Here is a 12,823-nt window from a genome sequence, read left to right as displayed (position 1 = left end):
GCGGGCGACGGGAATGCGCGGCTATAGCGCCGTGGCGTCGAAGGCGCCCTCGATCTCGGTCTGCCAGACGGCGGCCTCCGCGTCGGGGCGCTGCAGCGTCAGCGTCAGTCGGTAGGGCAGCAGGTCGCGGTCCGAGAGGCGCAGTCGGGGGCTTGTGGCTTCCAGCCGGCTCGCCAGCCGCCAGTGCTGGGCGCTGCCTTCGCCGGCCATGTCGTCGTGCCAGTCCAGCACCTGGGGGCCGGACGTAGCGCTGAGCAGGCCGCGGGTCAGGCTTTCGAGAAAGCGCTCGGTGTCGATCTCCAGATCGCTGTCCACCTCGGGGCGCGGCAGCAGCAGCACCTGATCGCTGGGGGGCTGCAGCTCGGCCACGTCCATCACCCGCTCGGCGGCCCGCTCGCTGAGGTTCAGCAGCGCCCGGCGAACCGGATCGGTCTCCGGCGGCGGTGCGGCGCAGCCGGCCATCAGCAGTGCCGTCGACAGGGAGAGGGCGAGCGCTCTCACGGGTCGCCCGCCGCGCGGTCAGCGCGGGGCTCCAGGTCGCCAATGAAATCGTCCAGCGCCGTGAACAGGGCCTGGCGAATCGGCTCGGCCTCGTTGACCAGGTGATGGCGCGCCTCGGGGTGGCGGTGAATGCGCGCCTGGGGAAATTTCTGCGCGAGCACCGACAGGTTCCACTCCCAGTCGACGGTCAGGTCCTGCTCGCCCTGCAGGATCAGGGTCGGCACGTCGCTGGGCGGCAGCGCCAGCAGCTCGGGCATCCACCGACGCATGGCGCTGACCCAGTTGACCGACAGGTGCTCGGGCTGCAGCGGGTCCTGCTCGCGCAGGAAGGCGGCGAACTCGGCGTCGGTAGAGTTCTCGTGAAAGCGGCGAGGCAGGGTGCGAACGAAGGGGCCCATCAACAGGTGCAGCCAGCTCGACTGCGACCAGCCCCAAGGGCGCACCAGGGGGGCCAGCAGGGCCAGCCCCGACCAGTGACCGTCGTCGGGACGGCTCAGGGCATCGGTGGCCAGAATCGCCGCGCCGGTGCTCTGGCCGACGCCGAGCCAGGGGCGTGGTGCCAGCCCCCGGTCGCTGAGCTGGTCCTGAAGCGCCCGCAGGCAGTCGCCGTAGTCGCCGAAGTCGTCGATGCAGGCGCGCCGGCCGCTGGAGAGGCCGTGGCCCGGCAGGTCCCACAGCACCACCCGCCAGCGGCGCTCCAGCAGTTGCTCCAGCAGGTGGCGATAGAGCCCCAGGTGGTCGAAGTAGCCGTGCACCACGAAGGCCGTACCCACGGCTTCCCGGGGGCTCCAGACCTGGGTCCAGAGCTGGAATCGCGCCGTGTCCAGGTAGCCGACGTAGAGCCCCACGTGCTCGGTGAGCAGCGGCGCCAGCCCGTAGTGCTGCAGGTAATCGTCCAGCGGCTGCCCGCGCTCGTTGACGAAGGGAGCGACCGGCCCCAGGGCCTGCAGCGCGGTGAAGTCGGTCATGGCGTCCTCCAGCGGGTCAACACGTGCTTTCCTTGAATCCTAGCGACCGACGGGGCCGTCGGGATAGCGTCTATTCGAAAAAGGAGGACGGATCCTGTCCAATTGGTCAGAAAGTCGGGCCTTCGCCCTATGTCTAGTAGGGTAGACCCTCCCCGGGTTTACAGATGGAACAGTTTTCCACAAAATTGGCGCCTTCGCAGTGGTATCATCCCACGACATGCGGCTGGCCGAGGCAGGAACGGCCGCCACGCACGAGGAGACTTCCCATGTCCGAACGCGTCACTCGCCATCGTCTCCAGGTGGCCGCTGAACTGGACCGCTTTATCAACGACCAGGCCCTTCCGGGCACCGGTATCGACGCCGACGCCTTCTGGGCCGGCGTGGATGCGCTCTTTCATGATTTGACACCCAAGAACCGCAAGCTGCTCGATGAGCGTCAGCGCCTGCAGGAGCGGCTCGACGCCTGGCACCGCGAGCACCCCGGCCCGGTAGGCGACATGGCCGGCTACCGTGCCTTCCTGAAGGAGATCGGCTATCTGGTGGACCCGCCGGCCCAGGTCAAGGTGACCACCGCGGGCGTCGACCGCGAGATTGCCGTGCAGGCCGGTCCGCAGCTGGTGGTGCCGGTGAGCAATGCCCGCTATGCGCTGAACGCCGCCAACGCCCGCTGGGGCAGTCTCTACGACGCCCTCTACGGCACCGACGCCATCTCGGAGGAGGACGGTGCCGAGAAAGGTGCGAGCTTCAACCCCAAGCGCGGCGAGAAGGTGATCGCCTACGCTCGCGGCGTATTGGACCGCGCCGCCCCGCTGGCCACCGGCTCCCACCGCGACGCCGTCAAGTACGCGCTGCGTGACGGCCATCTGGTGGTGACCCTGGAGGGCGGTCGTGAGACCGGCCTCAAGTCGCCCGGCAAACTGGTGGGCTACCGCGGCGATGCCGCACGTCCGGAGGCCATCCTGCTGGTCAATCACGACCTGCATCTGGAGATCCAGATCGACCCCGAGCATCCCATCGGCAAGACCGACCCGGCCGGCGTCAAGGACCTGGTGGTGGAGGCGGCGCTGACCGCCATCATGGACTGCGAGGACTCAGTGGCGGCGGTGGATGCCGAGGACAAGGTCGGGGTCTATCGCAACTGGTTGGGGCTGATGAAGGGCGATCTGGAAGAGCAGGTCGAGAAGGGCGGCAAGACCGTCGCCCGTCGCCTCAGCGACGACCGCGAGTACACCGCCCCGGACGGCGGCAAGCTGACCCTGCCGGGCCGCTCGCTGATGTTCGTGCGCAACGTCGGCCACCTGATGACCAATCCGGCGGTGCTCGACGCCGAGGGCAACGAGCTGCCCGAGGGCATCCTCGATGGCATCGTCACCGGCCTGATCGCCCTGCACGACCTGAAGAAGGGTGAAGGCGAGCCGCGCAACTCCCGCGAGGGCTCCGTCTACATCGTCAAACCGAAGATGCACGGTCCGAAAGAAGTGGCCTTCTCCAACGAGCTGTTCGGCCGCGTCGAGGACCTGCTGAGCATGGCCCGCGACACCCTGAAGATGGGCATCATGGACGAGGAGCGCCGCACCACCGTCAATCTCAAGGCGTGTATCAACGAGGCCGCCTCCCGGGTGGTGTTCATCAACACCGGCTTCCTGGACCGCACCGGCGACGAGATGCACACCGCCATGGAAGCGGGCCCGATGATCCGCAAGGGCGACATGAAGGGGGCCGCCTGGATCGGCGCCTACGAGAAGAACAACGTCCAGGTTGGCCTGGCCTGCGGCCTGCGCGGCCACGCCCAGATCGGCAAGGGCATGTGGGCCATGCCGGACCTGATGGCCGCCATGCTCGAGCAGAAGATCGGCCACCCCAAGGCCGGTGCCAACACCGCCTGGGTGCCCTCGCCCACCGCGGCCACCCTGCACGCCCTGCACTACCATCAGGTGAGCGTCATCGAGGTGCAGCGCGAACTGGAGGGGCTGGGCGAGCCGGACTACCTCGATGAACTGCTCACCGTGCCGGTGGCTGCCGAGGCCAGCTGGTCCGACGAGGAGGTCCAGCAGGAGCTCGACAACAACTGCCAGGGGATCCTCGGCTACGTGGTGCGCTGGGTCGAGCACGGCGTGGGCTGCTCCAAGGTGCCGGATATCCACAACGTCGGCCTGATGGAGGACCGCGCGACCCTGCGGATCTCCAGCCAGCACATCGCCAATTGGCTGCACCACGGGGTGGTGGACGCCGAGCGCGTCCGTGCGACCCTGGAGCGCATGGCCAAGGTGGTCGACGAGCAGAATGCCGACGATCCCACCTACACGCCGATGAGCGCGGACTTCGCCGGCTCCACCGCCTTCCAGGCCGCCAGCGACCTGATCTTCAAGGGGCGCGAGCAGCCGTCCGGCTACACCGAGCCGCTGCTGCACCACTGGCGCGCCGTGCACAAGGCGAAATAATGGTTCATCACACTTTTGCGTGAACATGTTTGGCAGGTTTGGTGGTGGGAGGCCGGCTCTGCCGGGCGAAGGCGCCGGAGGCGCCCATGGGTAGCGCTGCGCGCTACTTCGCGAGCTGAAGCTCCCTCCCACATAGCCCGTTCACGCCAGTCTGCGAAGAACCGAAAAAATCGGCGAGGTTCGAGGTTCGAGGTTCGAGGTTCGAGGGCGCCCCGGGTATCTGCTCGGGGCGCTTTCGGTTATGTTGACGAGTTATCGCTGACCCCCACGCAAGGAGCCCGCCCATGACCGTGATGACCGCCGCCGCCATCGAGGATTTTCTCGATGAGGTCTTCCCGCAACGCGCCGGGACCATTGAGGGGGTCGACCATATGCGAGCCACCATGAGCCTGGCCATCGAGGATGAGCACCTGCGCCCCGGGGCGAGCGTTTCCGGTCCCACCCTCATGGGGCTGGCGGATGTCTGCCTCTACGTGGCGATTCTCGCCCAGATCGGCCCCGAGCCCATGGCCGTGACCAGCGACCTGCACTGCCGCTTCCTGCGTCGGCCCCGGGGCGATCGCGACGTGATCGCCAATGCGCGACTGCTCAAGCTGGGGCGCCGCCTGGCGGTGGGCGAGGTGCAGCTCTATCGGCCGGCGACGAGGCTCCGGTGGCGCTGGTGACGGCCACCTATGTGCTGCCGGACTCGGACTGATCAGCGCCCCCGCCAGTGGGACTCCCCGCTGGGCAGTGCGGCTCACCGTACCCCGGTGGCGCCGAACCGGCTACAATGTGGGGCCGCGACAGTCGTCAACGCAGAGAGGACGCCATGCAGATTCAGCTCAACGGCGAGCCCCGCGACCTGGCCGCCGACCTCACGGTGGCGCAGCTGGTCGCGACCCTGGGCCTGAGTGGCCGACGCATCGCCGTGGAACTCAACGAGGACATCGTGCCGAAAAGCGAGCACGAGGCGGTGCGCCTGAGGGAGGGAGACCGGGTCGAGATCGTCCACGCCATCGGCGGCGGATAAATCGAGCCGCTGGATTCGCCCTACTCCGATCATTAGACAAAGGCACACTCGATGACAGACATCTTTCAGGACCAGCCGCTGCGCGTCGCCGGGCGTGAATTCGCCTCCCGGTTGCTGGTCGGAACCGGCAAGTACAAGGACTTCGACGAGGCCGCCGAGGCCATTGCCGCCTCCGCCGCCGAGGTGGTCACTTTCGCCGTGCGCCGCACCAATCTGGGGCAGGAGGCCGGCGAGCCCAATCTGCTCGACGTGGTGCCGCCGGAGCGCTTCACCCTGCTGCCCAACACCGCCGGCTGCTACACGGCCAAGGACGCGGTGCGCACCTGCAAGCTGGCGCGCGAGCTGCTCGACGGCCATCGGCTGGTCAAGCTCGAGGTGCTGGGCGACGACGGCACCCTCTATCCCAACGTGGTGGAGACCCTCAAGGCTGCCGAGGAGCTGATCGCCGATGGCTTCGACGTCATGGTCTACACCAGCGACGACCCTATCGTCGCCCGTGAGCTCGAGCGGCTGGGCTGCTGCGCGATCATGCCGCTGGGCTCGTTGATCGGCTCCGGTCACGGCATCCAGAACCCTCACAACATCCGCTTGATCATCGAGCAGGCCGGCGTGCCGGTGCTGGTGGACGCCGGGATCGGCACCGCCTCGGATGCTGCCATGGCCATGGAGCTGGGCTGCGACGGCGTGCTGATGAACTCGGCCATTGCCCACGCACGCCAGCCGGTGCTGATGGCCAGCGCCATGAGAAAGGCCGTCGAGGCGGGGCGCGAGGCCTTCCTGGCCGGGCGCATGCCGCGCCGCCAGAGCGCCGATCCCTCCTCCCCCTTCGCCGGCCGGATCAACGGCTGAGCGGCCGATCACAAGCCCAGAACGAGCGTTCAGAACGAGAGTCCCGTGCCCCATGACTGACCCCTCGCGCCAAGACAGCCCCTCGACCACCGGCCCGGAACGGCCGGAGGCCCCCCTGCACCGCCGCGGTATCAAGAGCTATGTGCTGCGCGCCGGGCGCATGACCCAGGCTCAGACCCGCGGCCTCGAGGAGGTCTGGCCCCGGCTGGGGCTCACCCTGGCGGATGGTCGGCAGGACCTCGATGCGCTGTTCGGGCGGCGGGCGCCGCGGGTGGTGGAGATCGGCTTCGGCATGGGCGCCTCGCTGATCGAGCAGGCCGAGACCCATCCCGATACCGACTTCATCGGCATTGAGGTGCACGCCCCGGGCGTTGGCAAGCTGCTCGACGAAGCCGACAAGCGTGGCTTGACCAACCTGCGCGTCTATCGCGAGGACGCCCTGCGAGTGCTCGAGGAGTGTCTGCCCGAGGCGAGCCTCGACACCCTGCAGCTGTTCTTCCCCGACCCCTGGCCGAAGAAGAAGCACCACAAGCGGCGCATCGTGCAGCCCGCCTTCGTGGCGCTGATTCGCACCCGGCTCAAGCCCGGGGGCACCCTGCACATGGCCACCGACTGGCAGGCCTATGCCGAGTGGATGGCCGAGGTGATGGACACCGCGCCGGGCTATGCCAATACCGCCGCGCCGGACACCGCCCCCTATGTGCCGCGGCCCGAGTTTCGGCCGCTGACCAAGTTCGAGGCCCGCGGCGAGAAGCTCGGACACGGGGTCTGGGACCTGATCTACCGCCGGGTCGATTGAACCGCCGCCGCTGCTCTTCCTGACGACGACGGCCCGCGTTTTCGGGCCGTCGTCTTTTCAGCGCAGCAAACAAAGAGGTTCATCGCACTTTAGCGTGAACATGTTTGGCAGGTTTTATGGTGGGAGGCCGCGGTTCGACGTCTCGGCTCTGCCGGGCGAAAGGAGGCCGAAGGACTCCCAGGCGGCTGGTGCAAGTGTAAGCAACACCACCGGGGCGCCTTCGGCGCCATTCGCTCGGGGAACCCAAGCTCCCACAAGGTACTTCACGCTGATCTGCGAAGAGCCAAAAAAAGCGCCCTCGGGGAGGGCGCAGGCAAGACCGTGACTAGCAATGAGGGGGAGAAACCATGGAGGGAAACTGACGGCTTCCCTCATGGGTGTGGCGCCTCATCAACGCCACGCCCTTACTGTAATCCATTCTCATTACCTTTGTCAAAGCAAATGCGAATATTTTTTATCTATCCCGCCAGCTGCAGCCATAGCGGCAGCGTTGCCATGGCCAGCAGCGTCTGGCCAGTGATCAGCGCGGCCATCAGCTCGGCGTCGCCGCCCAGCTGGCGGGCCAGGATATAGGCCGAGGTGGCGGTGGGCAGGGCGGCGAACAGCAGCGCCACGTCGCGGCTCACGGCATCCAGCCCCAGCACCAGGGCCAGGGCCAGCACCAGGGTCGGCATCAGCACCAGCTTGACCAGGTTGGCGGCCCAGACGCCGCGGTCCAGCCGCATCAGGGCGCGGGGTCGCAGCGCGACCCCGACGGCCACCAGCCCCAGGGGCAGCGCGGCGCGGCCCAGCAGCTCCACCGTGGCACCGCTCCAGCCGGGCAGGCCGATGCCGGTCAGGTTCAGGGCGATGCCCAGCAGGCAGGCCAGGATCAGTGGGTTGCGTACCAGGGCGGCGAGACTCTTGCCCAGGCTGGAGGGGCCCAGGGTGCCGGCGGCGATGAAGCTGGCCACGCACAGCACGTTGACCACTGGCACCATCAGCGCCACGGCTACCGCCGCCACGGTAGCGCCGGGAGCGCCATGCAGGGCGGCGGCCCCGGCCACCCCTACATAGGTGTTAAAGCGCAGGGCGCCCTGGAAGACCGAGGTGAAGGCGGCAGGCTCGAGGGCCAGCCTGCGGCGCGTCACCCAGAGCAGTGCGCCGAAGGCGAGCATGGCGCCCAGCAGCGTCAGGGCCAGCCGGGTCACCGGCACCTGGGCAACGTCGGCGGTGGCCAGGGTGGCGACCAGCATGGCGGGAAACAGCAGGAAATAGATCAGCCGCTCCAGCTGTGGCCAGAAGTCGTCGCCGGGCTGCCTTAGCCAGCCCAGCAGGTAGCCGAGCAGGATCAGCAGGAACAGGGGGCCCAGTGCGCCCAAGACGCTATCCATGTCGTTCTCCTTGGTCCTTGGCTGCGACATCTGCTCACGGTCGGTCGGGAGCAAATGCTGTTAAGCTTACCCTCTGTCCCCCTTCATTGAAGTGCTGCTTTCGCCGTCATGAGCTCCTCCTCACTGCATGAGACCGCCGCACCCCGTTTCCCGAGGCTGCGCCTGATGATGCTGGCCACCCTGATCACCCTGGGCGTGGCGCTATGGTATCTTGCCGCTCATCTGGTGCGCGACGGCCAGGCGGTCAGCTGGGCCAGCGGTGACGCCGCCTGTGACTTGCACGCTTCGGCCTGTACGGCGACCCTGGGGAGGGCCGAGCGATAAGTCTCTCGGTGGCGACGCCGAACGGCATTCGGGCGCTGGAGCCGCTGCCGCTGACGGTGACCCTGGAGGGCATGGAGGCCAGCGCCGTGCACGTGGACTTCGTCGGCCGCGACATGGACATGGGCTTGCACCGCTTCCCCCTGGAGCGCCAGGAAGACGGTCGCTTCCAGGGGCTGGGGCAGGTAGCCATCTGCACCCAGGCGGTGATGCCCTGGCAGGCCCGCGTGGTGGTGGAGACGACAGGGGAGCGGCTTGGCGGCCGATTCGATTTCGAGGTGGAGCGGAGTAGACCATGAAGCGACAAGGGATCTGGGCGGCACTGGGTGTCGCTGTCGTGCTGGTCGTCGCCCTCGGCGGCTATGGCTGGTACCAGCAGCAGGGCGGGGAGAGCGGCGAGCCGCAGGGCGGGCCGGTGGAGCTGGCTTCGACTCAGGGCGACTTCTCGCTGGCCCAGCTCGAGGAAGACCAGCTGGCGGTGATGTTCTTCGGCTACACCTACTGTCCCGATGTATGCCCGATCAGCATGGCGGTGGTGCGGCAGGTCATGCAGCAGCTGGATGAGCCCTATCGCGACCGGGTGGTGCCGCTGATGATCACGGTGGACCCCGAGCGCGATACCGTCGAACGACTGCGCGAGTACGCCGGCTACTTCGGCGATGAGTTCATCGGCGCGACCGGCAGCGATGCCGAGCTCGCCGACGTCATGGAGCGCTACGGGGTGGTGCGGCGCCGTGTCGAAGCGCCGGACTCGGCGCTGGAGTACACCATCGACCACAGCTCGTCGCTCTACCTGGTGGACCGTCACGGTGAAATTCGCCAGCGGGTGCTCTATTCGCCGACGCCGCATGCCCTGCGCTCGGCGCTGGAGAGCCAGCTGGGCACGGGCTGAGATAGCGTCCCAGGCGATGGCCCGGGCGTCAGCGGCGGTCGTCGTCGGGCGCTTCCATCAGGCGGTCGAGCATGGCCATCAGCGCCCTGACCTGGGTCCCTTCTCGGGTATCGTGGAGCGGGTCGAGCTGCCAGCTGCTCTCGGCAAATCCCCACCAGTCCCAGCAGCCCTGGGGATTGGCAAGGCTGGTTTCGGCCTGGGGATAGAGCACCAGGCGGCGATTGGCGGCGGCCCACGCATTGAGTCCGCTGTGCCTCACGAACGCCTCGCCGATCTGTTCACTGTCCATCCCGCAGCCGTGTAGGGCCAGGGTCAGGTCGCAGCCCCCCGCCTCGCAGCCCTCGGGAATCAGCAGATAGCCCACTTCGCCCAGCCCCCGGACGGCGTAGTCAGCCTGATCGAAAGGCTCGAGGCGGGCGCTATCATCTTCCGTGACCGGCGGCGACAGCTCGCCGTGCAGCCAGCTCAGCGCTTCGCCGGCAACGTCCAGGCCGCAGGCCAGCAGGTGGGTACCGCCACCGCTGCGACAGTCCGCCAGGTGGCGCGGTGGGATGGCGTCGCGCAGCGGCACCGGCCAGCCGTGGCCGGCATCGGGCTGCAGCACGTGCTTCAGCTGCCCGCCGGGGCTGGCCAGCCAGCCTGCCAGCTGCTCGCTCAGCGCTTCCCCCAGCGCCGGCGCCACGACGGTATCCGCTTCGCCGTGCCAGACGAAGGCGCGCAGTGCGGCCAGGTTGGTCGCCTCGCCCACCAGTCCCCTGGCCTGATAGTCGCGCAGGCGCAGGTTGATCTCGTCGAGGTCGGGGGGGCCACGGCGCGTCGACATGCACTGTCCCAGGGCGCGACCCAGCCCGCCCTGGGCACAGCTCCAGGGGCCGGCGCCCAGCACGGCCAGCCCGCTGAAGCGCTCCGGCCAGGCCACTGCCAGCTGGGTGGCCATGTAGCCCCCGAGGAGACGCCCATCACGCTGACGGCATCCCCAGCGGCGCCGAGCCGCGGCAACTCGACCGGGCGCTCGTCGCCCAGCGCCGGCAGGGGCGTCAGCAGGGTCGTGGCGACCAGCGCCAGGACCGGGCTTCTGAGCGAGGCGATCAGTCCGTCACCTCCCGCAGCTCGACTCGGAAGATCAGCGTCTCGTTGGGGCCGATGGGGCCCTGGCCCTGGGCGCCGTAGGCGAGCTCGGCGGGAATGTAGATCATCCAGCTGTCGCCGGCGCTCATCAGCTGCAGGGCCTCCTGCCAGCCCTCGATCACCTGGTCGACCCGGAAGCTGACCGGCTCGCCGCGATCGAAGGAGCTGTCAAAGACCGTACCGTCCACCAGCATGCCCTCATAGTGCACCTCGACCTCGGACATGGGACCGGGGCTTGCGCCATCGCCGGCTTCCAGCACCTCGTACTGAAGGCCCGAGGTAGTGACCTCGACCTCGTCGCGTTCGGCGTTTTCGGCCAGGAAGGCCTCCCCCTCGGCCAGGTTGAGCTCGGCCAGCTGCTCGGTCTCGGCCTGACGGCTGGCCATGGCGTCCTGCTGGAAGCGGGCCAGGGCTTCGGCCATCTCCTCGTTGCTCATGGCCAGTTCATTGTCGGCGATGACATCGCGGATGGCATCGGCGAAGGCGTCGACGTCCAGATCGGCGAAGTCCTGGATGATGCTCTGGCCGTAGGCGGCGCCCAGGCTGTAGCTGAGACGTTCTGCGTCGGTTTCGGGGGCGGCCATGGCCAAGGGGGCGGCCAGCGCCAGGGCAAGCGTGGAAGTCAGCAGAGGCTTCATGCAGAGTCCTTGTTGAAGGGATCGAGAGGCGCCCCCACTGCCGAGCGCGCCGTTCCGATAGTCGGACTCTAGCAGGGCCGGGCCGGTTCCGCACCCGCGGCGTGCGGGGGCGTGGCCGGCCCGGGGGGGGGTCAGACCACCAGGGTCGGGCAGTGGGCCGAGCCGGCCACCCGCTGGGCCACGCTGCCCAGCAGCAGGCTCTTCTCGCCGTTGGTGCCCTGAGCGCCGATGACGATCAGGTCGCACTCGCGCTTGCGGGCGAAGCGCACGATGGTGCGCGAGGGGCGCCCGCCCTTGACGAAGGCACGCAGCCTGGCGGGGTCGGCCCCCAGCTCCACCGCCTCGCTCTTGGCATGCACGGCAACCTCGGTGGCGTACTCCTTGAGAGCGTCGTCGGGAATATCCAGCTTGTCGGGCCGCACCATGGAGAGCGAGGCCTCCAGCAGGCTGTGGTGCTTGAACACGCACAGAATGTAGAGCTCGGCGCCGGTCAGCAGCTGCAGTCCCACGGCTTTTTCCAGCGCCTTCATGGCGCCCTTGGAGCCGTCCACCGGTATCAGTATCCGATTGAACATCGTTACCATCTCCTCAACATCGGGTCAGCCACATCGATCAGCGGAAGGCCAGGTCGCGCAGGAACAGGGCGATCTGCGGGAACATGATGATAAGCACCGCCGCCAGCACCAGCATGAACACGAAGGGTGGCGTACCGCGAATCACCTCCCAGTAGGGCCGCTTGAAGATGGCGATGGCGGTGAAAATGTCGCACCCGAAGGGTGGCGTCGCCGAGCCTATCGCCACCTGCAGGGTGATCAGCACGCCCACCAGCACCGGGTCGAGGCCGGAGGCGGCGATGGCCGGCGCGAAGATCGGCGTCAGCACCAGGATCACCACGATGGGATCGACGAACATACAGGCCACGAAAAAGGCCACACAGAGGGCGATCAGCACGCCGGTTGGCCCCGCCTCGTGGATGCCGACGGCGGACAGGATTTCCTGGGGGATCTGGGCGAAGGAGATGATCCAGGAGAACCCGTTGCCCACCGCCACCAGAATAAAGACCACGGCGGTGATCAGGCCGGTGGACTTGGCGATGGTGTAGATGTCCTGCATCTTCAGCGAGCGGAATACCACGAACTCCAGCAGCACGGCATATAGCACGCAGGCGGCGGCCGCTTCGGTGGGGCTGAAGATCCCGCCATAGATCCCGCCGACGATCAGCACCGGGAAGCCCAGCGGCCAGAGGGCGTCGCGGACTGCCAGGGCGCGCTCCTTCCAGGTGGACCGAGGTTCGGTCGGCACCTTCTTGACGATGGCATAGACCACGCAGTAGGCCGAGAACATGGCCAGGATCAGCAGGCCCGGCCCGATACCGGCGATGAACAGCTCACCGATGGAGGTGCCGGAGATGACTCCATAGATGATCATGCCGATGCTCGGCGGGATCAAAAAGGCGATGTCGCTGGAGTTGATGATCAGCGCCAGGGTGAAGGGGTCCTTGTAGCCGGCCTTGAGCATGCGCGGACGCAGCGGCGAGCCCACCGCCACCACCGTGGCCTGGGTGGAGCCGGAGACGGCGCCGAACAGGGTGCAGGAGGCCGCGGTGGAGACCGCCAGGCCGCCCTTGATGTGGCCGACGAAGCTCATGACCATGTTGATCAGGCGGTTGGCCGACTGGCCGCGGGTCATGATGTCGGCGGCCAGGATGAACATGGGCACGGCAATGAGCGCGGTGGGGCGAATGCCGCCCATCAGCTGCTGGATCAGGGTTTCCATCTGCCCGGTGCCGCCGAAGGTCATGTAGAAACCGACGAAGGCGGCGGTGGCCAGCGGGATCATCATCGGGAAGCCGAGCAGCAGCAACACGATCATGATGGTGACGATGACTGTAGTCATGATGT

14 protein-coding genes and 1 pseudogene are annotated in these 12,823 nt (G+C 67.8%); 8 read left to right on the top strand and 7 right to left on the bottom strand.

Annotation, left to right across the window (positions count from 1 at the left end):
• Nucleotides 1-21 precede the first annotated feature (21 nt).
• Together ACSJDS_RS01155 and ACSJDS_RS01150 are read right to left on the bottom strand one after the other, a co-directional pair.
• The gene (locus tag ACSJDS_RS01155) at nucleotides 22-501 is read right to left on the bottom strand and encodes a hypothetical protein (RefSeq protein ID WP_473031763.1); all 480 of its coding nucleotides are present in this window, start codon (nucleotides 499-501) and stop codon (nucleotides 22-24) included.
• On the bottom strand, nucleotides 498-1,469 hold the full coding sequence (locus ACSJDS_RS01150; RefSeq protein WP_473031762.1) for an alpha/beta hydrolase: 972 nt from the start codon (nucleotides 1,467-1,469) through the stop codon (nucleotides 498-500). The genes ACSJDS_RS01155 and ACSJDS_RS01150 overlap by 4 nt, the downstream gene beginning before the upstream one ends.
• A gap of 266 nt (nucleotides 1,470-1,735) precedes the next feature.
• On the opposite strand from ACSJDS_RS01150, the gene ACSJDS_RS01145 reads away from it, so the two are divergent.
• From ACSJDS_RS01145 to trmB, 5 genes and pseudogenes are all read left to right on the top strand, one after another.
• Nucleotides 1,736-3,910: a malate synthase G gene (locus ACSJDS_RS01145; protein WP_473031761.1), complete on the top strand. Its 2,175-nt coding sequence runs from the start codon at nucleotides 1,736-1,738 to the stop codon at nucleotides 3,908-3,910.
• Nucleotides 3,911-4,194: 284 nt separating this feature from the next.
• Nucleotides 4,195-4,607, top strand: a pseudogene (locus tag ACSJDS_RS01140) (PaaI family thioesterase).
• A gap of 114 nt (nucleotides 4,608-4,721) precedes the next feature.
• Entirely contained in the window at nucleotides 4,722-4,922 is a 201-nt protein-coding gene (gene thiS, locus ACSJDS_RS01135) for a sulfur carrier protein ThiS (protein ID WP_473031760.1), read from the top strand.
• Nucleotides 4,923-4,973: 51 nt separating this feature from the next.
• On the top strand, nucleotides 4,974-5,771 hold the full coding sequence (locus ACSJDS_RS01130; RefSeq protein ID WP_473031759.1) for a thiazole synthase: 798 nt from the start codon (nucleotides 4,974-4,976) through the stop codon (nucleotides 5,769-5,771).
• 52 nt (nucleotides 5,772-5,823) lie between these two features.
• Nucleotides 5,824-6,570 carry a tRNA (guanosine(46)-N7)-methyltransferase TrmB gene (trmB, locus tag ACSJDS_RS01125; RefSeq protein WP_473031758.1) on the top strand — a complete coding sequence of 249 codons (747 nt, stop codon included), beginning with the start codon at nucleotides 5,824-5,826 and terminating at the stop codon, nucleotides 6,568-6,570.
• Between the two features lie 458 nt (nucleotides 6,571-7,028).
• Here trmB and ACSJDS_RS01120 read toward each other — a convergent pair whose 3' ends face one another.
• A complete protein-coding gene (locus ACSJDS_RS01120) occupies nucleotides 7,029-7,943 on the bottom strand; it encodes an AEC family transporter (RefSeq protein ID WP_473031757.1) in 915 nt (304 codons plus the stop codon).
• Nucleotides 7,944-8,051: 108 nt separating this feature from the next.
• Here ACSJDS_RS01120 and ACSJDS_RS01115 point away from each other — a divergent pair, with 108 nt between their 5' ends.
• Genes ACSJDS_RS01115 through ACSJDS_RS01105 form a run of 3 tightly spaced genes read left to right on the top strand, consistent with a single transcriptional unit; the run spans nucleotide 8,052 to nucleotide 9,156 of the window.
• Entirely contained in the window at nucleotides 8,052-8,267 is a 216-nt protein-coding gene (locus ACSJDS_RS01115; protein ID WP_473031756.1) for a hypothetical protein, read from the top strand.
• 8 nt (nucleotides 8,268-8,275) lie between these two features.
• On the top strand, nucleotides 8,276-8,563 hold the full coding sequence (locus ACSJDS_RS01110; RefSeq protein WP_473031755.1) for a hypothetical protein: 288 nt from the start codon (nucleotides 8,276-8,278) through the stop codon (nucleotides 8,561-8,563).
• Nucleotides 8,560-9,156 (top strand): SCO family protein, encoded by a 597-nt coding sequence (locus ACSJDS_RS01105; RefSeq protein WP_473031754.1) that lies wholly within the window; start codon nucleotides 8,560-8,562, stop codon nucleotides 9,154-9,156. Before ACSJDS_RS01110 ends, ACSJDS_RS01105 begins: the two co-directional genes overlap by 4 nt.
• A 28-nt stretch (nucleotides 9,157-9,184) precedes the next feature.
• Here ACSJDS_RS01105 and ACSJDS_RS01100 read toward each other — a convergent pair whose 3' ends face one another.
• The 4 genes from ACSJDS_RS01100 to ACSJDS_RS01085 all read right to left on the bottom strand — a co-directional run bounded on the left by ACSJDS_RS01100 (nucleotide 9,185) and on the right by ACSJDS_RS01085 (nucleotide 12,818).
• On the bottom strand, nucleotides 9,185-10,093 hold the full coding sequence (locus tag ACSJDS_RS01100) for an alpha/beta hydrolase (protein WP_473031753.1): 909 nt from the start codon (nucleotides 10,091-10,093) through the stop codon (nucleotides 9,185-9,187).
• A 151-nt stretch (nucleotides 10,094-10,244) separates the two neighbouring features.
• A complete protein-coding gene (locus ACSJDS_RS01095) occupies nucleotides 10,245-10,922 on the bottom strand; it encodes an FKBP-type peptidyl-prolyl cis-trans isomerase (protein WP_473031752.1) in 678 nt (225 codons plus the stop codon).
• A 131-nt stretch (nucleotides 10,923-11,053) separates the two neighbouring features.
• Nucleotides 11,054-11,497, bottom strand: coding sequence for a universal stress protein (locus tag ACSJDS_RS01090; protein ID WP_473031751.1), 444 nt, complete (start codon nucleotides 11,495-11,497; stop codon nucleotides 11,054-11,056).
• 37 nt (nucleotides 11,498-11,534) lie between these two features.
• Nucleotides 11,535-12,818 (bottom strand): TRAP transporter large permease, encoded by a 1,284-nt coding sequence (locus tag ACSJDS_RS01085; RefSeq protein ID WP_473031750.1) that lies wholly within the window; start codon nucleotides 12,816-12,818, stop codon nucleotides 11,535-11,537.
• Nucleotides 12,819-12,823 lie beyond the last annotated feature (5 nt).

This window comes from Halomonas sp. SL18_1 (genome assembly GCF_055755715.1).
The sequence above is the reverse complement of the archived record's forward strand: the minus strand, read 5'-3'. Positions and strand labels throughout refer to the sequence as shown.